This window comes from Streptomyces sp. MAI_2237, from assembly GCF_054189285.1.
Map to the genome: position 1 here is coordinate 2369613 of NZ_JAJPGQ010000003.1, position 23190 is coordinate 2392802.

Genomic DNA, 23190 nt, shown 5'->3' on the forward strand with positions numbered 1-23190 from the left:
CTCAGAGAGCGTCCGTACGGTGCCAGACATGGGAACCAAGACAGTTGACGAGGCCGGTACGACCGAGGCCACCGAAGTGAGGCCCGAGGACGAGGCGGCGGCCGCCGCCGAGGCCGGGGCCGGAGCCGCCGAGGAGACCGAGGAGGCGACCGCCGAGGCCGACCTTGTCGAGAGCGCCTCCGAGACCGGCGAGGAAGGCCCCTCGGGTGTCGGCCAGGGCGCGGGTGCCGTCGTCTCCGCCGCGCTCGGGTTCGTCTCGCTCAGCGGCAGCTGGGTCGGCACCATCGCGTCCGCACGCCAGGAGCTGAAAGGCCAGCTCGAGTCGCAGACGTCGTCGTCCGCCAGCGTCGCCAAGCTGCTCGACACGGGGTACTACCAGGCATGGCACGCCACCGCCCTGTGGGCCGGCCTGTTCGCGCTGCTCGGCCTGATCGCCGGCGTCGTCGTCCTGGTCCGTCCCGCCTTCGGCGCCCCCGGCAAGCCGCAGGCCGCCTGGATCAAGTCCGTCGCCTGGGGCGGCGTCGCCCTCGCCGTCCTCGGCCTGCTCCTGGCCGTCCTCAAGTACACCGACGCCCTGCTCGGCTCGGTCTCCACGGGCTGAGTCACCGCAGGTCCGCAGGGGTCTTAGGGAGTCCGTAAGTACCTTATGGACTTCCTGAGGCCCCTTACGCGCGTCTAAGGCCCCGGGCACCCCGCAAGATGCGGAACTCTCCCGATGTGACGGACCCCCCTGGGAGACGAAAGTTGAGGCATCGCAGCAAGCGAAGCCGGAAACCGACTCTCCCGAGGGAACACACCATGTACGAGTACGAGATCGCGCAGTTCCGTTCCGCCGAACTGATCCGCCGCGCCGATGAAGAGCGCCTCGCCCGCGAGGCCGTCCGCGGAGCCCGCCGCGAAGCCGCGCGACGCTCCGCGGAGAACGAGTCCCATACCTCCCGCCACCGCCGCCCCAGGTTCGCCAGGGCGGCGTGAACACGGGGGACGCCGGACGGGAGCAGCCAGCCCGTCCGGCGCACCGCGTTGACGCCGGGCCCGCACCATCAGCCCGTCCGGCGTTTGAGGACGAGGCCCCTTCAGGGCCGAAGCGGGGGTCCGGGGGCGGCAGACCCCGGAACACCCCCCGGCACGACCCCCCGAAAACCGTTCCCCCCGCATCCGCCCCGCATGACATGCTCGCGTCCGTGGAGACCAGGTCCGTCAGTCCCGTCTTCGTCGGCCGAGCCGAAGAGCTGGACACACTGAACGACGCCCTCGCCCGAGCCGCCGCAGGCGAGCCGCAGGCGTTGCTGATCGGCGGCGAGGCCGGCGTCGGCAAGACCAGGCTCGTCGAGGAGTTCGCCACCGCGGCCTGCCGCCGCGGCGCCGTCGTCGCCCTCGGCGGCTGCGTCGAGATCGGCGCCGACGGACTGCCCTTCGCCCCGTTCTCCACCGCCCTGCGCGCCCTGCGCCGCGAACTGCCCGCCGAAGTCGCAGCCGCGGCCGCCGGCCAGGAGGACGAGCTCACCAGGCTGCTGCCCGAACTCGGCGAGACCGGCTCCGGACGCCACGACGAGGAGGGCATGGCCCGCCTCTTCGAACTCACCGCCCGCCTCCTGGAACGCGTCGCCGCCGACCGCACGGTCGTCGTCGCCCTGGAGGACCTGCACTGGGCGGACGCCTCCACCCGCCACCTCCTCGCCTACCTCCTGCGCACCCTGCGCTCCGGCCGCCTGGTCGTCCTCGCCACCTACCGCGCCGACGACATCCACCGCCGCCACCCGCTGCGCCCCCTGCTCGCCGAACTCGACCGCCTGCGCACGGTCCGCCGCATCGAACTGGCCCGCTTCACCCGCACCGAGGTCGGCCGCCAGCTCGCCGGCATCCTCGCCGCCGAACCGGACCCCGGCCAGGTCGAGGAGATCTTCGAACGCTCCGACGGCAACGCCTTCTTCGTCGAGGAACTCGCCGTCTGTGCCACCGAGGGCTGCGGCACCGGCCTCACCGACTCCCTGCGCGACCTGCTCCTGGTCCGTGTCGAGGGCATGCCCGAGAGCGCCCAGCGCATCGCCCGGATCGTCGCCGAGGGCGGCTCGACCGTGGAGTACCGGCTGCTCGCGGCCGTCGCCGGGCTCGCCGAGGACGACCTCATCGAGGCGCTGCGGGCCGCGGTGAACGCCAACATCCTCATCGCCACCCCCGCGGGCGACGGCTACCGCTTCCGCCACTCCCTGGTCCGCGAGGCCGTCGGCGACGACCTGCTGCCCGGTGAGCGCTCCCGCCTCAACCGCCGCTACGCCGAGGCCCTGGAGGCCGACCCGACACTCGTCCCCGCCGACGAACGCGTCATGCGCCTGGCCAGCTACTGGTACCACGCGCACGCCCCGGCCAAGGCCCTCCCCGCCGTCCTGGACGCCTCCGTCGAGGCCCGGCGCCGCCACGCCTACAGCGAGCAACTGCGGCTGCTGGAACGGGCGATGGAGCTGTGGGACACCACCCCCGAGGCGGTCCGGGACGAACTGCGCCCCATCGACTACACCGAGGTCTATCCTCCCTGCGGCTGCGACCCCGCCACCACCCCGCTGCGCTACCTCGACCTGATGGCCGAGGCCGCCGTCGCCGGCCGGCTGTCCGGGGAACGCGAACGCGCCCTGAAGATCACCAAACGCGCCCTGCACCTGCTGGAAGAAGAGGACGATCCGCTGCGCGCCGCCTGGTTCTGGACCCAGCGCGCGGTCATGGTGCAGAACCTCGCCCGCGGCGACGGCTGGAAGGAACTGGCCACCGCCCAGGAGCTGGTGCGCGGCCTGCCGCCCTCCGAGGTGCACGCCGAGGTGCTCACCCAGGTCGCCGGCTGGTCGATGCTGCGCGCCCCCGGCCCGGAGGCCCTGTCCGACGCCGAACGCGCCGTGGAGTACGCGCGCATGGTGGGCGCCCGGGAGACGGAGATGAACGCCCGCCTCACCCTCGGCACCCTGATGGTCGACGCGGGGGACGTCGAGGCGGGCCTCGCCGTGATGAGCGAGGTCAAGGACCAGGCCCGGCAGGACGGCATCGCCTCCGTCGCCGGCCGCGCCCACGTCAACCTGCCCTCCGAGCTGGAGGCGGTGGGACGCTCGCGCGAGGCCGTCGGCGTCCTCGAGGAGGGCACCGCCTACGCGCGCCGCTACGGCCTGCTGAACACCGAGGCGTGGGTGTGGTCCAACCTCTCCGACTCCCTCTACTCACTCGGCCGTTGGGACGAGGCGGTCGAGACGGCGGAGAAGGCGCTGCGGCGCGGACAGAGCGCCAAACCGCAGGGCGCGGCCGCGATGAAACTCGCCCAGGTCGCCCTGGGCAGGGGCGACGTGGCGGAGGCCGCCCGCCAACGAGACGCCGCCGAACGGTACTTCGGCACCCACGACCCCATGCCCCAGCAGTCGCTGCCTCTCGCCGCCCTCACCGTCGGCGTCGCCGCGGCCGAGGGCCGTCTCCTCGACGTCCGCGCCGAGGTGCGGCGCAGCCTCGACGGCGGCGTCCCACCGGGCACCCAGCGCTACGTCTGGCCGCTGCTGCTCGGCGCCGCGATCGCCGAGGCCGAGGCCCGCGCGCTGCCCGCGCCCGAGCAGGGCCGTAGCGAGGCCCTCGGTGTGCTCTTCGAGGCCGCCAAGCGGCTCACCACCGTGGCCCCCGTGTGGCTCGCCCATGAACGGTGGGTCCGGGCCGAACTCGCCCGCGCCGAAGGCCGGGACACCGCGGACACCTGGTCGGAGGTGGTCACCGCCTTCGAGAGCGTGGAGCGCCCCTACGACCTCGCCCGCGTCCGCCACCGCCTGGCCGCGGCCCTGCTCGGTGCGGGCGGCGACGACGAACGCGACCGGGCCACGGAGCTGCTGCGCCTGGCCCACGCGGTGGCCGGTCACCTGGGCGCCCGCCCGCTCGGCGACGCCGTCGCCCTCCTCGCCCAGCGGGCCCGCCTGCCCCTCACCCGCGTCCCGGAGCAGCGGCCCGCCGACCCGGCCGAGGCTCTCGGGCTGACCAGCCGCGAACGGGACGTGCTGCGGCTGGTCGCCGCAGGGCGCACCAACCGCCAGATCGCCGAGGAGCTCTTCATCTCGCCGAAGACGGCCAGCGTCCATGTGTCGAACATTCTGGGCAAGCTCGGCGTCTCAGGTAGAGGGGAGGCGGCGGCGACGGCCCACCGGCTCGGGCTGTTCGCGGCCGACGCGCTCGACCCGGCCCGGTGAGGACACCGACGAGGAGGCAGGGACCGTGTTCAACGCATTCGACGAAGTGTTCGCACCCAGTCGCAAGCACACCGACGACGAACGCAAGCGGCTGGAGCTGAGCCGCGAGGACGTCGGGGACAACGACCCCGGACGCGGCCCGATCGACCTCGACTCCGGCAAGGTCGTCATACGGCCGTCCGGGAGCGCCGACGAGGAGGACCCCGGGGAGTGACGCGGGGCCCCTACCGCACCCGCAGCTCCAGGATCCGGTCGTCGCCGCTCTTCGGGCTGCCCCGACCGTCCGTGTTGCTGGTGGTCAGCCACAGCCTGTCGCCGCCCGCCGCGGCCACCGTGCGCAGACGGCCGTAGGTGCCGCTGAGGAAGGACTGCGGGTCGGCCGACGCCTCGGTGCCCTTCAGGGGGATGCGCCACAGGCGCTGTCCCTTCAGGCCGGCCATCCACACCGAGCCCTCGGCGTAGGCGATGCCGCTGGGGGAGGCGTCGTCGGTGTGCCACTGGGCGACGGGGTTCTGGTACGTGCCGTCGGACGACCTGCCCTCGGCATTCGGCCAGCCGTAGTTGCCGCCCGGCTTGATCGCGTTCAGCTCGTCCCAGGTGTCCTGGCCGAACTCCGAGGCGAACAGCCGCTGTTGGGGGTCCCAGGCCAGGCCCTGCACATTGCGGTGGCCGTAGGAGTACACCGGCGAGTCGGGGAAGGGGTTGCCGGGGGCCGGGTCGCCCTCGGGGGTCAGGCGGAGGATCTTGCCGCCCAGGGACTTGGTGTCCTGCGCCAGCCCGCGGTCGCCGGTCTCGCCCGTGCCCGCGTACAGCATGCCGTCCGGGCCGAAGGCGATCCGTCCGCCGTTGTGGATGGCGCCCTTGGGGATGCCCTTGAAGATCGTGTCCGGGGCGCCCAGCTGCTCGCCGGCGGGTTTCTTCGGGTCGTACAGCACGCGGACGATGCGGTTGTCCGAGGCGGAGGTGAAGTACGCGTAGACCATGTGGTCCGACGCGTAGCCGGGGGCGAGGGCGATGCCGAGGAGGCCGCCCTCGCCGGACGGGGAGACCCCGGACACCGTGCCCAGCTCCGTCTTCGCGCCCGTCCTCTCGTCGACCCTGGTGATCGTGCCCTTGTCGCGGGAGGCGACGAGGAGGCCGCCGTCGCCGGGAAGCGCGGCCAGCCCCCAGGGGGTGTTCAGACCGGTGGCCACGGTGCGCACCACCTCGACGGAGCCCTTGGCCGGCGGGGCCTGCCCGGCCGCCTGCTTCGAGGGGGAGGCGCTCGTCGTGTCTCCGCTGCCGCCCGCGGAGCCGCCGCCCCCTCCGCCGGAGGAGCAGGCGGCTGTCAGCAGGAGGGCGGTCGTGGCGAGCAAGGCCGGAACAGCTCGTCGTAGCACGGTCCTGGTCCCTTCGGTGCGGCGGTCGGGCGGCGGGCTCTCCTTGTCCTACGACCGTTCGCGCCCTCCAGGTTCCCGGCCGGGCGGCGTCGAACCTCCGTCCGGCAGGAGTACGGCCGCGGACCCTACGTCGCTCAGTCCCAGGAGCCCCGCGCCCGCGGTAGCCGGGCCACCTCGGCCAGGTCCTGGGGCGTCAGCCGCAGACCGGCGGCCGCCGCGTTCTCCGCCGCCCACCGCTCCCGCTTGGTGCCCGGGACGGCGACCACGTGCCGGCCCTGCGCCAGCACCCACGCCAGTGCCACCTGGGCCGCGGTGACGTCCTCGCCGTGCCGGGCCGCGACGCGGCGCAGACCCGCCACGATCGGCTGGTTGGCGGCCATCATCTCCGCCGTGAAGCGCGGGTGGCGGGCGCGCACGTCGTCCGCCTCGAAACCCACGCCGGGGACCAGGGTCCCGGTGAGGAAGCCGTTGCCCAGCGGCATCGCGGCCAGGAAGCCGATGTCACGCGCCTCGCACCACGGCAGCAGCGCGTCGAGGGCGTCCGGCGACCACACCGACAGCTCGGCCTCCACCGCGCTGACCGGGAAGACCTGCTGCACCCGCTGGAGCTGCAGAATCGTTGCGTCGTGCAGCCGGCCCCCGGAGCGACGGCCGCCGCGGGCACCGACCGCGCACAGCCCCAACGCCCGTACCTTGCCCGCCCGGACGAGTTCCGCCATCGCGCCCCATGTCTCCTCCACGGGCACCTCGGGGTCCGCCCGGTGCAGCTGGTAGAGGTCGATGACGTCCGTCTGCAACCGCCGCAGCGAGGCGTCGCAGGCGCGCTTCACATAGCCGGGGCGGCCGTTGGCCACGATGTGCTGCTCGCCGACGAGCAGGCCCACCTTCGTCGACACGAACGCGTCCGCGCGCCGCTCCTTGAGCACCCGCCCCAGCAGCAGTTCGTTGGTGAACGGGCCGTACATGTCGGCGGTGTCCAGGAGCGTCGAGCCGGAATCCAGCGCCCGGTGCACCGCCCTGAGCGACTCGTCGCCCCGCCGCCGCGAGGCGCTGTACGCCCAGCTCATCGGCATGCACCCAAGGCCGACGGCCCCCACCGCGAGTGCCCTCGCGCCGATCGTCCTGCGCTCCACCTGCCCGTGACCCTCCCTGTGCCGAGCCCCCAACCTAACCTCTGACTCCCCATGGCCCTGACATAGGGCCTTCCCAGCGGGCCGGCCCGGGGCGCGGGGTCTGGCACGCACATCTGCGGCGTTGTCGTCACTCGCCGACTCCCTCCTCCGCCTTGCAGCTGAACGCACCGGACCCCGCTCACCGGCGTTGATCACTCGCTGTCCGTATTGTCCGACCCGACCCGCCGGGAAGGCCCTAGCCTCCTGTCATGACTGCTGACGTGTGGCTTCCCCTCCCGCCTGAGGAGATCGAGAACCTTCCCGCGGGGCCGAACTACCTTTTCTGGAACGGTGAGCAGGCCTACCCCGCGGACCCGGCCGACTGCCTCTTCTACGTCGTCCCCTACATGAAGTCCGCAGAGGTCGCCGTGCGGCCCCTGTCCGAACTGAGCTCCGTCCAGGTGGTGCAGACGCTGTCCGCCGGGATCGACAACGTGCAGCCGGGGCTGCCCCGGCTGCGGCCGGGCGTGCAGGTGTGCAACGCACGCGGGGTGCACGAGGCGAGCACCGCCGAACTCGCGCTCACCCTGATCCTGGCCTCCCTGCGGGGCGTCCCGGACTTCGTGCGCGCGCAGGAGCGCGGCGAGTGGCTCGGCGGGTTCCGGCCGGCGCTCGCCGACAAGAGCGTGCTCATCGTGGGCTACGGCTCGATCGGATCCGCGATCGAGGACCGGCTCGTTCCGTTCGAGGTCGCGCGGGTGGTGCGCGTTGCGCGCTCCGCGCGCACGACGGAGCGCGGGCCGGTGCACCCGCTCACCGATCTGCCCCGCCTGCTCCCCGAGGCGGACGTCGTCGTCCTCATCACACCCCTCACCGACTCCACCCGGGGCCTGGCCGGCGCCGAGTTCCTCGCCCGCATGAAGGACGGCGCCCTCCTCGTCAACGTCGCGCGCGGCCCCGTCGTCGACACCAAGGCGCTGCTCGCGGAACTCGAGACCGGCCGGATCGCCGCGGCCCTCGACGTCACCGACCCCGAGCCGCTGCCCGCCGAGCACCCCCTGTGGCGCGCGCCCGGCGTGCTCATCAGCCCCCACGTCGGCGGCCCCACCTCCGCCTTCCGGCCCCGCGCCGAACGGCTTCTCGTGGACCAGTTGACGCGTTTCTTGAACCGAGAACCACTGCGCAACGTGATCCTTACGACGGGAACAACCGGCGCATGACCCCGACGACTTGAGCGTCCCGCGCGCGGGGCGCAACAGGCGTGTCACCCATTTCCGGTACCCTCCGCAACCCCTAGGAAGCGGTCCGTACTCACAACGCCGCTGGTCGTCACGGAGCGTAGAGGAACTATGTCCCTGAGTGACGAGACTGGTGTATCGTCCCCGACAGGGGCTGCGCCGCGCACCGTTCGGCGCTGGGGATGGACATTGCAGACTGTGAGGGGGGCGACGGGCGATGCACGGCCTATGGACGAGCGATCCGACGCGGCGGAGCCGCCGGCGGCGACCCTGGCGCACGGCCGCGCGCAGACACGGTCACCACGGCGGTCACGGCTGCCGTCACAGCCACCACCACCGCAGGCACAGCACCCGCAGAAGGCATGCGCACCCAGCGCACCGGGACCCGCGGGACCCCGGAGCTGCGCGGACCGGGAGGGCCCGGTGAACTCGCCGCCTGTCGCCACCACCCTCGACGGAATGCTGCGAGCCCAGTCCGCCCCGGGGGCACGGCCGACGCGTCCGCGGTCCGGCGGCGGCCGGACGGGCCCCGTTCACCAGCTCGTCCTGGCCTTGGTCTGCGCGGGATACGCCGTCGGTTCCGCTTTCGGCTGGGGTTCGCAGGAACTGGCAGACATCATGGGTGACTTCGGGCTCAGCGCGGCCGCGGCCACCGCCGCCGTGTCCTGCTTCCTGTACGCGTACGGGCACTGCGCGCGCTTCCGTTCCGCCTGGCTGCTGTTCGCCCTCTCCTCGGCGATGGCGGCCCTGGGCAACGCCGTCTGGGGGTGGTACGAGGTCGTCCTCGGCGAGGCCGTGCCCACCGTCAGCTACGCCAACATCTTCTTCGTGGGCTTCGCGCCGCCCGCCATCGTGGGCCTGCTCGTGCTCGCCAAACGGCCGGTGACCAAGGCCGGCTGGATGTGCCTCGGGCTGGACGCCTGGCTGATCGGCGGCTCGCTGCTCACGCTCTCCTGGAGCCTCGCGCTCGCCAAGACCGCCGAGGCCGACGGGCCGCACCTCGCGCGCAGCGCGCTGCTGCTGGCCTACCCCCTGCTGGACATCGCCCTGGTCAGCGTGGTGCTCGCGCTGCACTTCCGGCGCACGGCCGCCAACCGGGCGGCGATCAACACCGCCATCGGCGCGCTCGCGCTGACGGTCATGTGCGACGCCCTGTTCAGCTCCCCGCTGCTGCAGAACAACTACCAGTCGGGCCAGTTGCTCGACGCGGGCTGGTTCGCCGGCTCCCTGCTCTTGGCGTACGCCCCCTGGACCGCTCCCCGCGGCGGCCAGGACTCCGCGGAGGGCGACGGCCACACGCGCGTGGTGCACGAGCACCTGCCGGGCCCGCACGGCGGCACCCACCAGCATCACGCGCCCCCGCAGGGAGGTGATCGCACCCGGTACCCGGCCGCCCGGCCCATCGCCGGCTCCCTGGCCGCGCTCACGCCGTATCTCGCCGCGGCCGTCTGCACCCTGGGCATCCTCTACAACGTCCTCAACGGCAGGAAGCCCGACCCGACCGTGCTCATCACCGGCGGCACCGTGGTGCTCGCCCTCGTGGTGCGCCAGGGCATCATGCTGCTCGACAACATCACCCTCACCCAGGAACTCGCGCAGAAGGAGAACCACTTCCGCTCCCTGGTGCAGGGCTCCAGCGACGTCATCATGATCGCCGCGCCCAGCGGCGTCCTCAGGTACGTCTCCCCGGCCGCCGCCGGGGTCTACGGACGGCCCGCCGAGGACCTGGTGGGCACCGAACTGGCCAGTCTCATCCACCCGGAGGACCTGGGCTGCGTGGTGCACGAGGTGCGCCGCTTCCTCGCCGCCAGCCCTCAGGACGAGCCCACCACCCGCATCGAGTGCCGCTTCCGGGCGGGCGGCGGGGGCTGGCTCAACGTCGAGTCCACCGTCAACCGCCACCACGGCGGCCTGCTCTTCAACAGCCGGGACGTGACCGAAAGGGTGCGCCTGCAGGCGCAGTTGCAGCACAACGCCGAGCACGACCCGCTCACCGACCTGCCCAACCGCGCCCTGTTCACCCAGCGCGTCCAGCAGGCGCTGTCCGGCCGCCGGGCCGCCGACCGGGCGTCCCTGCGCGGCACGGCCGTCCTCTTCATCGACCTCGACGGCTTCAAGGCCGTCAACGACACGATCGGGCACCAGGCCGGGGACGAGCTCCTCGTCCAGGCCGCCCGCAGACTCCAGGACGCGGTCCGGCAGGGGGACACCGCCTCGCGGCTCGGCGGCGACGAGTTCGCGGCCCTGATCGTCGGGGACGGCACCCGGGACCGGGCCGCACGCGAACGGCACATCATGGAGCTCGCCGACCGCCTCAGGATCACCCTCTCCCAGCCCTACCTCATCGACGGCAACGATGTCCGGGTGGCCGCGTCCATCGGCGTCGCCTTCGCCGAACCCGGCCTCGGGGCGGGCGAGTTGCTGCGCAACGCCGACCTCGCCATGTACCGCGCCAAGGCCGGCGGCAAGGGCCGCGTCGAGCTGTACGCACCCCAGATGCAGCAGGACGTCGTACGCAAGGCGGAACTGGCCACGCGCCTGCGGGCCGCACTGCACGACGGCGAGTTCGCCCTGCTGCACCAGCCCGTGGTCTGTCTGGAGAACGGCCGGATCACATCGGTCGAGGCACTGGCGCGCTGGCGATCGTCCCAGGGGGTGCTGTTCACGCCGGCCGAGTTCCTGCGGGTCGCGGACGAGGGCGACAGGACGCAGGAACTGGGCCGCTGGATCCTGGAGGAGGCCGTCGAGCAGGCCGCCGAGCGCACCGCCACGGGGCTCGCCGTGCCCGTCGCGGTACGGATGAGCGCCCACCGCCTGCTGGACCGGTCGATGCCGCTCGGCTCGATCGAGGCCCTGCTGACCCGGCACGGCCTGCCGTCCGGCGCCCTGGTGATCGAGCTGTCCGACACCGACCCCAAGGTGTCCCTGGACGAGCTGGAGCGCCGGCTGTCCGCCCTGCGCCGGCTCGGCGTCCGGATCGCCCTGGACGGCTTCGGCAGCGGCCACGCGGCGATCACGGCCCTGCGCAGACTCCCCGTCGACGTGCTCAAGCTCGACCGCACCCTGGTCGAGGGCGTCGTCGAGTCCGCGCGGCTGCACAAGATCACCAGCGGGCTGCTGCGGATCGCGACCGACCTCGGGCTGCAGTCCGTGGCCGACGGCGTGGACCTGCCGGAGCAGGTCGTCGCGCTGCGCGCCATGGGCTGCACCCACGGCCAGGGCATGGCCTTCTCCGGCCCGCTGGACGAGTACCGGCTGCGCCGGGCGCTGGGAACCGGCCATTATCCGGTGCCGCACGGCCCCGTCGAGCCGGCGTTCGCGGGCGGCGGCGGAGGCGAACGGACCACGGAGAGGAGCGCGGGGGTGTACACCAGTGGGGTACCGGTCGTGCTCGGAGGTGGAACCGCCCTGCGTTCACATGATGAGACTCCCGTCCCACCCACTTGACACGTGGTGCGCGTCGGGGGGAGGGTCAGTGCCATGCGCACCCGAATTCTCGTACTTGGAAAGCGCGTCGGCTGACGCTGAGCCCACCACCGCTCAGCGACCTCCACCCGGCGCGCTCCCCTCGCTTGCCTTACGGCACGAGGGGTTTTTTGTTGCACCAGGCGCTTTTCGTGCAGCAGCCGAACACCGTACAAACCTCGCAAAAAACCCTCAGCATCGAGAAGAGACTGACGATGACCGAGCAGGCCACCGGGGCCCATCCGCAGCCGCGGCCCCGATCCGGAGGACACCAGTCCGCCCCCGAGCACGTCACGGGTGCGCAGTCCCTCATCCGCTCTCTCGAGGAGGTCGGGGCCGACACGGTATTCGGCATTCCCGGCGGTGCCATCCTTCCCGCGTACGACCCCCTGATGGACTCGACCCGGGTGCGCCACGTCCTGGTCCGTCACGAGCAGGGCGCCGGCCACGCGGCCACCGGCTACGCGCAGGCCACCGGCAAGGTCGGTGTCTGCATGGCCACTTCGGGCCCCGGCGCCACCAACCTGGTCACCCCGATCGCGGACGCCCACATGGACTCGGTGCCGCTCGTGGCGATCACCGGGCAGGTGGCCTCCAAGGCGATCGGCACGGACGCCTTCCAGGAGGCGGACATCGTCGGCATCACGATGCCGATCACCAAGCACAACTTCCTCGTCACCAAGGCCGAGGACATCCCGCGGGTCATCGCGCAGGCCTTCCACATCGCCTCCACCGGCCGCCCCGGCCCGGTGCTGGTCGACATCGCCAAGGACGCCCTCCAGGCGAAGACGACCTTCTCCTGGCCGCCGGTGATGGACCTGCCCGGCTACCGCCCGGTGACCAAGCCGCACGCCAAGCAGATCCGCGAGGGCGCCAAGCTGATCACCCAGGCCAAGCGGCCCGTCCTGTACGTCGGCGGCGGCGTCATCAAGGCCGGTGCCACGGCCGAGCTGAAGGTCCTCGCCGAACTCACCGGAGCCCCCGTCACCACCACCCTGATGGGGCTCGGCGCATTCCCCGACAGCCACCCGCTGCACGTGGGAATGCCGGGCATGCACGGTGCGGTCACCGCCGTCACCGCGCTGCAGAAGGCCGACCTGATCGTCGCCCTCGGAACCCGTTTCGACGACCGCGTCACCGGCAAGCTGGACAGCTTCGCCCCGCACGCCAAGATCGTCCACGCCGACATCGACCCCGCGGAGATCGGCAAGAACCGCGCCGCCGACGTGCCGATCGTCGGGGACGCGCGCGAGGTCATCGCCGACCTCATCCAGGCCGTGCAGAAGGAGCACAGCGAGGGCCATCAGGGCGACTACAGCGCCTGGTGGAAGGACCTGTCCCGGTGGCGGGACACCTACCCGCTGGGCTACGACCTGCCCGACGACGGCTCGCTCTCCCCGCAGCAGGTCATCGAGCGCATCGGACAGCTCGCCCCGGAGGGCACGATCTTCGCGGCGGGTGTCGGCCAGCACCAGATGTGGTCCGCGCACTTCATCCAGTACGAGAAGCCCGCGACCTGGCTGAACTCCGGCGGCGCCGGGACGATGGGCTACGCGGTCCCGGCCGCCATGGGCGCCAAGGCCGGCGTGCCGGACCGGACGGTCTGGGCGATCGACGGCGACGGCTGCTTCCAGATGACCAACCAGGAGCTCACCACCTGCGCCCTGAACAACATCCCGATCAAGGTCGCCGTCATCAACAACGGCGCCCTCGGGATGGTCCGCCAGTGGCAGACCCTCTTCTACAACCAGCGGTACTCCAACACCGTGCTGCACTCCGGCCCCGACGACGTCAACCCGGAGGCCAGGGGCACCCGCGTCCCCGACTTCGTGAAGCTGTCGGAGGCCATGGGCTGCTACGCGATCCGCTGCGAGTCCCCGGACGACCTCGACAAGGTCATCGAAGAGGCGAACTCCATCAACGACCGGCCCGTCGTCGTCGACTTCATCGTCCACGAGGACGCGATGGTGTGGCCGATGGTCGCCGCCGGCACCTCCAACGACGAGATCATGGCCGCCCGGGACGTGCGCCCCGACTTCGGCGACAACGAAGACGACTGAGCGAGAGAGACGTAAAAGACCATGTCCAAGCACACGCTCTCCGTCCTGGTGGAGAACACCCCGGGCATCCTGGCCCGGATCGCCGCCCTCTTCTCCCGCCGCGGCTTCAACATCGACTCGCTCGCCGTGGGTGTCACCGAGCACCCCGACATCTCCCGCATCACCATCGTCGTCAGCGTGGACGACCTCCCGCTGGAGCAGGTGACGAAGCAGCTCAACAAGCTCGTCAACGTGCTGAAGATCGTCGAGCTGGAGCCCGCGCAGGCGGTTCAGCGCGAACTCGTTCTGGTGAAGGTCAAGGCCGACAACGAGACGCGCTCGCAGATCGTGGAGATCGTCCAGCTCTTCCGTGCCAAGACCGTCGACGTCTCCCCGGAGGCCGTGACGATCGAGGCCACCGGCAGCAGCGACAAGCTGTCCGCCATGCTCAAGATGCTGGAGCCGTTCGGCATCAAGGAGCTCGTGCAGTCCGGCACGATCGCGATCGGCCGCGGCGCCCGCTCCATCACGGACCGCTCGCTGCGGGCCCTCGACCGCAGCGCATGAGGCGTACGGGCGGTTTCGGCCGCCCGTATACCGAGACCCCGAGACTTCCCTTCCGCCCACCGTCATACGGTGGGACGCAACACCTGCACACAAGGAGAGAACCCAAAGTGGCCGAGCTGTTCTACGACGCCGACGCCGACCTGTCCATCATCCAGGGCCGCAAGGTCGCGGTCATCGGTTACGGCAGCCAGGGCCACGCCCACGCGCTGTCGCTCCGTGACTCGGGTGTCGACGTCCGTGTCGGTCTGCACGAGGGCTCCAAGTCCAAGGCGAAGGCCGAGGAGCAGGGCCTGCGCGTGGTGACGCCGTCGGAGGCCGCCGCCGAGGCCGACGTCATCATGATCCTCGTCCCGGACCCGATCCAGGCCCAGGTCTACGAGGAGTCCATCGCCCCGAACCTGAAGGACGGCGACGCGCTGTTCTTCGGCCACGGCCTGAACATCCGCTTCGACTTCATCAAGCCCCCGGCGAACGTCGACGTGTGCATGGTCGCCCCCAAGGGCCCGGGTCACCTGGTGCGCCGCCAGTACGAGGAGGGCCGCGGCGTCCCCTGCATCGTGGCCGTCGAGCAGGACGCCACGGGCAACGGCTTCGCGCTGGCGCTGTCGTACGCGAAGGGCATCGGCGGCACCCGCGCCGGCGTCATCAAGACGACCTTCACCGAGGAGACCGAGACCGACCTGTTCGGCGAGCAGGCCGTCCTGTGCGGTGGCACCTCCGCCCTGGTCAAGGCCGGTTTCGAGACCCTGGTCGAGGCCGGCTACCAGCCGGAGATCGCCTACTTCGAGTGCCTGCACGAGCTGAAGCTGATCGTGGACCTCATGTACGAGGGCGGCCTGGAGAAGATGCGCTGGAGCGTGTCGGAGACCGCCGAGTGGGGCGACTACGTCACCGGCCCGCGGATCATCACCGACGCCACCAAGGCCGAGATGAAGAAGGTCCTCGCCGAGATCCAGGACGGCACCTTCGCGCGTGAGTGGATGGCCGAGTACCACGGCGGTCTGAAGAAGTACAACGAGTACAAGCAGCAGGACGCCGACCACCTGCTGGAGACCACGGGCAAGCAGCTGCGCAAGCTGATGAGCTGGGTCGACGAGGAGGCGTAAGCCTCATGGCCACGGGGCCGGAGCGGACCGCTCCGGCCCCGTTGTCCAACCCGTCGCATCACGGACGGGTGATCCTTCCGCAGAGGCGCAAGACGACCTCCGCCGCGCCACTACACTGCCGTACTACATACGCGTCAGGCCCACAGCGTCGTGCGTCTTCCACGCGGCTAGCCAACCTCCACCGCCTGCGGCCGTCGGGACGGCCGTCCGCATTGGACTTGTGAGGACTCACGTGAGCTCGAAACCCGTCGTACTCATCGCTGAAGAGCTGTCGCCCGCGACTGTGGACGCGCTTGGCCCGGACTTCGAGATCCGGCACTGCAACGGAGCGGACCGAGCCGAACTGCTCCCGGCCATCGCCGACGTCGACGCGATCCTGATCCGCTCCGCCACCAAGGTGGACGCCGAGGCCATCGCCGCCGCGCACAAGCTGAAGGTCGTCGCACGAGCCGGCGTCGGCCTGGACAACGTCGACGTCTCCGCCGCCACCAAGGCCGGCGTGATGGTCGTCAACGCCCCCACCTCGAACATCGTGACCGCCGCCGAGCTGGCCTGCGGTCTGCTCGTCGCCACCGCCCGCCACATCCCGCAGGCCAACGCCGCGCTGAAGAACGGCGAGTGGAAGCGCAGCAAGTACACGGGCGTGGAGCTCGCGGAGAAGACGCTGGGTGTCGTGGGCCTGGGCCGCATCGGTGCCCTCGTCGCGCAGCGCATGTCCGCCTTCGGCATGAAGGTCGTCGCCTACGACCCCTACATCCAGCCCGCCCGCGCCGCGCAGATGGGCGTGAAGGTGCTGTCGCTGGACGAGCTGCTCGAGGTCTCCGACTTCATCACCGTCCACCTCCCCAAGACCCCCGAGACCCTCGGCCTCATCGGCGACGAGGCGCTGCGCAAGGTCAAGCCGAGCGTGCGCATCGTCAACGCCGCGCGCGGCGGGATCGTCGACGAGGAGGCGCTGTACTCGGCGCTGAAGGAGGGCCGGGTCGCCGGCGCCGGCCTCGACGTGTACGCCAAGGAGCCCTGCACCGACTCCCCGCTCTTCGAGTTCGACCAGGTCGTGTGCACCCCGCACCTCGGCGCGTCGACGGACGAGGCGCAGGAGAAGGCCGGTATCGCCGTCGCCCGCTCGGTGCGCCTCGCCCTCGCCGGTGAGCTCGTGCCCGACGCGGTGAACGTCCAGGGCGGCGTCATCGCCGAGGACGTCAAGCCGGGCCTGCCCCTCGCGGAGCGCCTCGGCCGCATCTTCACCGCGCTCGCGGGCGAGGTCGCCGTCCGCCTCGACGTCGAGGTCTACGGCGAGATCACCCAGCACGACGTGAAGGTGCTGGAGCTGTCCGCCCTCAAGGGTGTCTTCGAGGACGTCGTCGACGAGACCGTCTCGTACGTCAACGCCCCGCTGTTCGCGCAGGAGCGCGGCGTCGAGGTGCGGCTGACGACCAGCTCGGAGTCGGCCGACCACCGCAACGTCGTCACCGTGCGGGGCACGCTCTCCGACGGCGAGGAGGTGTCGGTCTCCGGCACTCTGGCCGGCCCCAAGCACCTGCAGAAGATCGTCGCCGTCGGTGACTACGACGTCGACCTCGCCCTCGCCGACCACATGGTGGTGCTGCGGTACGAGGACCGTCCCGGTGTCGTCGGCACCGTGGGCCGCATCTTCGGCGAGTCGGGCATCAACATCGCCGGTATGCAGGTCTCCCGCGCGGTCGCCGGCGGCGAGGCGCTGGCCGTGCTGACCGTCGACGACACGGTGCCCTCCGGGGTGCTGGGTGAGGTGGAGACGGAGATCGGGGCGACGTTCGCTCGATCCGTGAACCTCGTCTGAGGTCGCGGTCGGTCTGGGGGCTGCCGCCCCCAGGCCCCCGCTTCGGCCCTGAAGGGGCCTCGTCCTCAAACGCCGGACGGGCTGAAGTGTGCCCGTCCGGCGTTCGTGTGTTCCGCTACTCGTCGCCGACGCGGATTCCCCGCAGCGTCCTCGCCGCGAGCACCGCCGCGCCCGCCAGCAGCAGCACCCCCGCGATCGCCGCGCCCTGCATTCCGTGGGTGAAGGCCTCCCGTGCCGTCGTGGCCAGGCCCGGTACGCGGTCGGCGACCGCCAGCGCGCCGCCCAGGGTCTCGCGGGCCGCGTCCGGTGCCGTGGCCGGGATGTCGTGGCGGTAGATCGCCGTGCCGATCGAGCCGAGCACCGCCATGCCCAGGGCGCCGCCGAACTCGCCACCGGTCTCCATCAGGGAGGACGCCGAGCCGGCGCGCTCCACCGGGGCGCTGCCGAGTGCCAGGTCCGTGATCTGGGCGATGACCATGACGATGCCGGAGGCGAGGACGCCGCAGGCGGCGAGGACCAGCCAGAGGGAGTCGGTGTCCGCGAGGGAGAGCAGGGCGTAGCCGCAGGCGCCGACGGCGAAACCGGCGGTGACGACATGGGCGCGGTCGACCCCCTTCTGGACCAGGGTGGTCGCCAGGGGGGCCGCCATGCCGATCGGCACCGAGGGGAGCAGCGCCCACAGGGCGGCCTCCATCGCGCTCTTGCCGAGCACCGACTGCAGGTACTGCGTGGTGAAGTACGCCGAGCCCAGCATCGCGAACGAGCCGACGAGGTTCAGCACGACCGAGGGGGCGAAGCCGCGGCCGCGGAAGAGGGCCGGGTCGATCATCGGTGAGGCCGTGGTGCGCTGGCGGTGGACGAAGGCGGCCGCGAAGAGCAGGCCGACGGTGATCGAGACGACGTACTGCGGGTGCAGGCCCTCGGAGGTGATCTCCTTCAGGCCGTAGATCACCGGGAGCACGCCCGCCATGGACAGCGGGACGCTCGGCCAGTCGAAGCGGCCGGGGTGCGGGTCCCTGGACTCCGGGAGCAGGAACGGGCCCAGGACCAGCAGCAGCGCCATCGCGGGCAGGTTGACCAGGAAGACCGAGCCCCACCAGAAGTACTGGACCAGCACGCCGCTCAGCACCGAGCCGAGCGCGATGCCCGCCGTCATCACACCGGACCACAGGCCGATCGCCTTCGCGCGCTGCGCGGGGTCGGTGAACATCGTGCGGATCAGCGCCATCGTCGAGGGCATCAGGGTGGCGCCGCCGACACCGAGCACCGCGCGGGCCGCGATCAGGGTCTCGGCGCTGTCGGCGTAGGCGGCGATCAGGGAGGCCGTGCCGAAGGCGGCCGCGCCCAGCAGCAGGAGCCGGCGGCGCGCCCAGCAGCAGGAGCCGGCGGCGGCCGATGCGGTCGCCCAGCGAGCCCATCGTCATCAGCAGGCCCGCCAGCACGAAGGCGTAGATGTCGAAGATCCACAGCTGCTGGGTGCCGCTCGGCTCCAGGTCGGCGCTGATCGCGGGGATCGCGAAGTAGAGGACCGACACGTCCATCGAGACCAGCAGCAGCGGGAGCATCAGCACGCCCAGGGCGGTCCATTCGCGGCGGCCCGCGCGGGCGGTGCCGGCCGCGGTCGCGGTGGTGCTCGTCGAGTTCATCATGCGGAGGAATGTACGCGCGTATTAAACGCTTGTCTATGACGCTTGTATAAATCGCTCGTCTAGGACGGCTGTATGGATCCGGCGGTAGGGTGGCCGGCATGGGACACCGTGAGGATCTGCTCGAGGGCGCCAAGCGCTGCCTGCTTCAGAAGGGGTTCCTGCGGACGACCGCGCGGGACATCGTCAAGGAGTCGGGGACCAACCTGGCGTCGATCGGCTACCACTACGGCTCCAAGGACGCGCTGCTGGTGCAGGCGTACGTCGAGCTGATCGAGGGCGTCGGCGACACCTTCGAGCCCGGCTGGGGCGCGCAGCCGGCTCCGCCGGCCGGGTCGCTGGAGCGGTTCCAGGAGGTGTGGGCGGGCATCATCCGGTCCGTGCCCGCCTCGCAGGCGATCTGGCTGCTCAGCTTCGAGCTGCTGTTCCAGGGCGACAGGCTTCCCGAGGTGCGCAAACTCCTGGCCGAGGCGCAGGTGGAGGGCCGCAAGGGCATCCTGACGATGTTCAACGGCGTCCCCGAGGACCGGCTGGAGGAGAGCGCGGTGGACACCGAAGGCCGCTTCTACCAGACCCTGCTCAACGGCCTGATGGTCCAGTGGCTCTTCGACCCGGGCTCGGCCACCGACGCCGACCAGCTCACCGAGGGGCTGCGACGGGTGATCGAGGGCGTCAGGAACGACTGATCCGCCGGTCGCGCACCACCGGCATCAGGGCGGTCAGCATCGCCCCGGCCGTCATCGCGAAGGCCCACGGGTAGCCGGTCGCCCCCGCCAGCACGCCGAAGCCCGCCGCACCGACGCCCATCCCGCCGTCGTAGGCCAGGTTCCACAGCGCGCTGACCGTGCCGTACGAGGACGGCGAGACCCGGGCGTACATGAGCGCGAGGGTGGAGTTCTGGGCGATGCCGAACCCGGCACCGAACAGGGCCGTTCCGGCGATCACGGCGGCCGGCGTGCCGGTCGTCGCGGTCACGGCCACACCCGCCGCCGACAGCAGCAGTCCCGGCAGCACGAGCCGGGCACTGCCGTGCCGGTCGCCGTGCCGGCCCGCCAGCCAGCGGGTCGCCGTCGCGGCCGCGGGCTGCACGAACAGGGCCACCGTGACCACACCGGAGTGCGCCCTCGGCACGGCCAGCGGCAGGAAGGTGACGATGATCCCGGCGGCCGTCGCGGTGGTGGCGAAGACGAGGACGGGGCGCAGCAGGGCACCGGTGCGCAGACCGCGCAGCACGCCGACGGGCCGGTCCCCACCGGGCGCCGCCTCCGCCTTCCGCGCGTCCGCGGTCGGCAGGCCCAGCACCGAGACCGTCGCGGCGAGCGCGGCCGTCCCCCCGATCACGGCCACCGTCCCGTATCCCGCGTGCGTGACCAGCCACAGGCCCAGTGGCAGCGCGACCAGGGACGGCACCCCGGAGACCACGCCCACCAGGGCCAGCCCCTCGCCCCGGCGCTCGGCGGGAATCAGGGTCGCGGTCAGCGCGCCGCCCGCCACGATCGTCAGCGCGAAGCCCAGACCGCGCAGCAGGCACACGGTGACGATCCACGCGATGTCCGACGAGACCGTCAGCACCAGGGCCGGGGCGCCCAGCAGGACCAGGCCGGCCATCAGGGTCGGACGGTAGCCGTGGCGGGCGACCAGGCGGGGGGTGACCAGCTCGCCGAGGACGGTGGCGAGCATCAGGGAGCCGGTGGCGAGGCCCGCCGCGTTCCCGCCGCCCGACAGGGCCGCGTACGCGGGCACGACCGACAGCAGCAGGAAGAAGCTGACGCTCGCGCCGACCAGGCTGACGAAGCGCAGCAGCAGGGGCCGGGTCAGCAGCGACGGCCGTGCGGGGGCCGTCCGGGGAGGGCAGTTCGCCGAAGTCGTCATACCGTCGACGCTAGAGACCTACCGGCCCTCCGCTAAGCTCCAATTCCATGCCAGTGCAGTGGGCCGGTTTGTCACCCGAACTGCTGGTGACGCTCGACCGGGAGAGCGGGCAGCGGCTGTCCGCCCAGCTCGAGGGCCAGGTGCGGGACGCCATCCGCTCGGGCCGGCTGCGGGCGGGCGAGCGCCTGCCGTCCTCCCGGGAGCTCGCGCGGATGCTCGGCCTGTCCCGGGGACTCGTCCAGGACTGCTACGCCCAACTCCAGGCGGAGGGCTACCTCGTCACCCGGGTCGGCTCGGCCACCCGCGTGGCGGCCTGCGCGCAGGTGCCCGAGGCCCCCGTGCCGTCCCCGCCCGACACCGGGCCCCGCATGATCGCCGACTTCCGCCACGGCGTACCGGACCTGGCCTCCTTCCCGGTCTCGGACTGGCTCTGGGCGACGAGGGAGGCGACCCGGCGCATGCCGACCGCCGACCTCGACTACGGCGATCCGCGGGGCAGTTCGGCACTGCGCGAGGTCGTCGCCGGGTATCTGGGCCGGGTGCGGGGCGCCGCGGCCGACCCCGCCCGTACCGTCGTCTGCTCCGGCTACGCGCAGGGGCTGAGCCTCGCCCTGCGCGCCCTGGCCCGCGCCGGGGTGCGGTCCGTGGCCTACGAGGACCCGGGCGGTCCGGCCACGGCGGCGGCCGCGGAGGCGGCGGGGCTGACGGCCGTCCCGGTCCCGGTCGACGAAGAGGGCATCGACGTGGGGGAGTTGGACGCCACCGGCGCCCGGGCGGTGATCGTCACCCCGGCCCACCAGTGGCCGACGGGCGTGGTCCTGGCGCCCTCGCGCCGCCATGCGCTGATCGCGTGGGCGGCGCGCCGGGACGCGTACGTCGTCGAGGACGACTACGACGCCGAGTTCCGCTACGACCGCGAGCCCGTGGGCGCGCTCCAGGGGCTGGCCGCCGATCGGGTGATCTCCATCGGCACGGTGAGCAAGTCCCTCGCGCCCGCGCTCCGGCTGGGCTGGCTGCTGTGCCCGCCCGCCCTCCTGGAGGCCGTCGCCGACCACAAGCGGGTCGCCGACCGCGGCTCACCCACCCTCGACCAGCTGGCCCTCGCCCGCCTGATCGAGTCCGGCCGCTACGACCGTCATCTGCGCCGCATGCGCACGGTGTACGCCGCCCGCCGCACCACCCTCGTCTCCGCCCTCGCCCGGCACGCCCCCGCGGTACGGCTGTCGGGGCTGGCGGCCGGGTTCCACGCGGTGGCGCACCTGCCCGACGGCGCCGAGGAGGAGACGGTCGTGACGCGGGCCCGCGACCGGGGGGTGGGCCTGTACGGCATGAGTGCCTGCCGGACCTCCGGCACCGCGCTTCCCCCTCAACTCGTCCTCGGATTCGGCCAGGTGACGGACCGTGCGATCACCGAGGGCGTGGCGGCCGTGGCGGATCTGCTCAGCGGGGCGTGAGTGGGCGCCCTTACAGCCGCGCCCCCTTGAGCGCCATGTGCAGCAGCAGCCGGTCCTCGCCGTCGTCCAGGTCGAGGCCGGTGAGCTTCTCGACGCGGGAGAGGCGGTAGTAGAGGGTCTGGCGGTGGATGCCCAGCTCCGCCGCCGTGCGGCCGGCCTGCCCGGCGCGGTCGAGGTACACCTCGGCCGTGCGGGCCAGTTCGCGGTGGGCGGGGGAGAGCAGCGCCCGTACGGCGGCGTCGTGCGCCGTCTCCGGGGGCAGTGCGGTCAGCAGCCGGAACGGGCCGATGCCCGCCCACTCGGCGACCGGGCCGAGCCGGGGCTCCGCCAGCGCCGCCCGTGCCGCGGCCGACGCCTCCCGCCAGGACGTGCCCAGGTCCGCCAGGCCGGTGCGCGCGGTGGCGAGCCCCGCGGCCGTCCGGGCCGGGCCCAGCCGCCCCGCCCGCTCCAGCAGCCGTCCCGCCGCCGAGGTCGCCGGGGTCAGCACGTCCGCCGAGCGCAGCCGCACCAGCAGGGCGAGGCACTGGGCGTCGGCCCCCCACGGCACCGTGCACAGCGCCGTCGCACCCGGCACCGTGCGCACCGACGGCGCGTCGTCCGGGTCGGCGGAGGGCCAGGGCGCCACGCACACCATCGTGTGCGGGCCGTCGGCGCGGGAACCGAGGGCGGTGCGCAGCTCGGCCACCGCCATGTCCAGCCGCCAGTCCCGCTCGGCGGTCAGCACCGCCCGCAGTTCCCGGGTGAGGTCGGCGCCGTGCTGGGCCTCGTCGGCGAGCAGGGCGCCGATGCGGACCGTGACCTCCATGGCGGCCGTCAGCTGCCGGTCCGTCGGGCCGGGGTCGAAGTCCAGCAGCCAGACGTAGCCGAGGACGACGCCGCGGTGGCGTACCGGCAGACAGATCCGCCCCCGGTACACGCCCGCCTCGGGCGTCGGCGGGATACGGACCGGGCCCGTCGCCCGGGTGATGCCGAAGCCCTCGAACCAGGTGCGGACGGCCGTGGTGGAGCGCCGGGTGAGGATCGAGCGGGTGCGCACGGGGTCCAGCGCCGACGCGTCCAGCTCGTCCTCGCTGTCGTACGCCCCGAAGGCGATCAGCTCGAAGTCGCGGTTCTCCAGCGTCGCGGGGGCGCCGAGGAGCTCCGAGATCTCGTCGACCAGTTCCTGGTAGTCACCTCTGCTGTCGGCCGTCACACGGGCATTCTCCCGCACGACCGGCGCCGCTTCATACATCTGTCTGAGATCTGCGGCACGGATGCGTGACAGCTGTCGATGGCTGACGATCGG

General features: G+C 72.3%; 16 protein-coding genes and 1 pseudogene. 12 read left to right on the top strand and 5 right to left on the bottom strand.

The window, feature by feature from the left end:
• Positions 1–28: 28 nt before the first annotated feature.
• The 4 genes from LN251_RS21435 (at position 29) to LN251_RS21450 (ending at position 4419) form a co-directional block, all read left to right on the top strand.
• Positions 29–601: a hypothetical protein gene (locus LN251_RS21435; RefSeq protein WP_458245798.1), complete on the top strand. Its 573-nt coding sequence runs from the start codon at positions 29–31 to the stop codon at positions 599–601.
• A 197-nt stretch (positions 602–798) separates the two neighbouring features.
• Positions 799–975, top strand: a complete 177-nt coding sequence (locus tag LN251_RS21440; RefSeq protein WP_458245799.1) for a hypothetical protein — start codon at positions 799–801, stop codon at positions 973–975.
• Between the two features lie 197 nt (positions 976–1172).
• The gene (locus LN251_RS21445; protein ID WP_458245800.1) at positions 1173–4205 is read left to right on the top strand and encodes a helix-turn-helix transcriptional regulator; all 3033 of its coding nucleotides are present in this window, start codon (positions 1173–1175) and stop codon (positions 4203–4205) included.
• Between the two features lie 25 nt (positions 4206–4230).
• A complete protein-coding gene (locus tag LN251_RS21450) occupies positions 4231–4419 on the top strand; it encodes a DUF6191 domain-containing protein (protein WP_458245801.1) in 189 nt (62 codons plus the stop codon).
• Between the two features lie 10 nt (positions 4420–4429).
• Here the strand turns inward: LN251_RS21450 and LN251_RS21455 are convergent, their stop codons facing one another.
• On the bottom strand, positions 4430–5560 hold the full coding sequence (locus tag LN251_RS21455) for a PQQ-dependent sugar dehydrogenase (protein ID WP_458245802.1): 1131 nt from the start codon (positions 5558–5560) through the stop codon (positions 4430–4432).
• Positions 5561–5718: 158 nt separating this feature from the next.
• Entirely contained in the window at positions 5719–6717 is a 999-nt protein-coding gene (locus LN251_RS21460; RefSeq protein ID WP_458245803.1) for an aldo/keto reductase, read from the bottom strand.
• A 248-nt stretch (positions 6718–6965) separates the two neighbouring features.
• Between LN251_RS21460 and LN251_RS21465 the strand changes: the two genes are divergently transcribed.
• The 6 genes from LN251_RS21465 to serA all read left to right on the top strand — a co-directional run bounded on the left by LN251_RS21465 (position 6966) and on the right by serA (position 16933).
• Positions 6966–7916, top strand: coding sequence for a 2-hydroxyacid dehydrogenase (locus LN251_RS21465; protein ID WP_458245804.1), 951 nt, complete (start codon positions 6966–6968; stop codon positions 7914–7916).
• Positions 7917–8357: 441 nt separating this feature from the next.
• Positions 8358–11381, top strand: coding sequence for a putative bifunctional diguanylate cyclase/phosphodiesterase (locus tag LN251_RS21470; protein ID WP_458245805.1), 3024 nt, complete (start codon positions 8358–8360; stop codon positions 11379–11381).
• A gap of 233 nt (positions 11382–11614) precedes the next feature.
• The gene (locus LN251_RS21475; RefSeq protein ID WP_458245806.1) at positions 11615–13459 is read left to right on the top strand and encodes an acetolactate synthase large subunit; all 1845 of its coding nucleotides are present in this window, start codon (positions 11615–11617) and stop codon (positions 13457–13459) included.
• 21 nt (positions 13460–13480) lie between these two features.
• Complete coding sequence (gene ilvN, locus LN251_RS21480; RefSeq protein ID WP_058923010.1) at positions 13481–14005, top strand: acetolactate synthase small subunit; 525 nt, start codon at positions 13481–13483, stop codon at positions 14003–14005.
• Positions 14006–14112: 107 nt separating this feature from the next.
• Positions 14113–15111, top strand: a complete 999-nt coding sequence (gene ilvC / locus LN251_RS21485; protein WP_058923009.1) for a ketol-acid reductoisomerase — start codon at positions 14113–14115, stop codon at positions 15109–15111.
• Between the two features lie 232 nt (positions 15112–15343).
• Positions 15344–16933, top strand: a complete 1590-nt coding sequence (gene serA, locus LN251_RS21490) for a phosphoglycerate dehydrogenase (protein WP_458245807.1) — start codon at positions 15344–15346, stop codon at positions 16931–16933.
• Between the two features lie 115 nt (positions 16934–17048).
• Here serA and LN251_RS21495 read toward each other — a convergent pair.
• Positions 17049–18582 (bottom strand): annotated as a pseudogene (locus tag LN251_RS21495) (MFS transporter).
• Between the two features lie 98 nt (positions 18583–18680).
• On the opposite strand from LN251_RS21495, the gene LN251_RS21500 reads away from it, so the two are divergent.
• Positions 18681–19265 (top strand): TetR/AcrR family transcriptional regulator, encoded by a 585-nt coding sequence (locus LN251_RS21500; protein WP_458245808.1) that lies wholly within the window; start codon positions 18681–18683, stop codon positions 19263–19265.
• Here the strand turns inward: LN251_RS21500 and LN251_RS21505 are convergent.
• Positions 19252–20451: an MFS transporter gene (locus LN251_RS21505; RefSeq protein ID WP_458245809.1), complete on the bottom strand. Its 1200-nt coding sequence runs from the start codon at positions 20449–20451 to the stop codon at positions 19252–19254. The two genes, LN251_RS21500 and LN251_RS21505, sit on opposite strands and share 14 nt — an antisense overlap.
• A gap of 47 nt (positions 20452–20498) precedes the next feature.
• On the opposite strand from LN251_RS21505, the gene pdxR reads away from it, so the two are divergent.
• Entirely contained in the window at positions 20499–21905 is a 1407-nt protein-coding gene (gene pdxR, locus LN251_RS21510; protein ID WP_458245810.1) for a MocR-like pyridoxine biosynthesis transcription factor PdxR, read from the top strand.
• A 10-nt stretch (positions 21906–21915) separates the two neighbouring features.
• Here pdxR and LN251_RS21515 read toward each other — a convergent pair whose 3' ends face one another.
• A complete protein-coding gene (locus tag LN251_RS21515; protein WP_458245811.1) occupies positions 21916–23115 on the bottom strand; it encodes a PucR family transcriptional regulator in 1200 nt (399 codons plus the stop codon).
• Positions 23116–23190 lie beyond the last annotated feature (75 nt).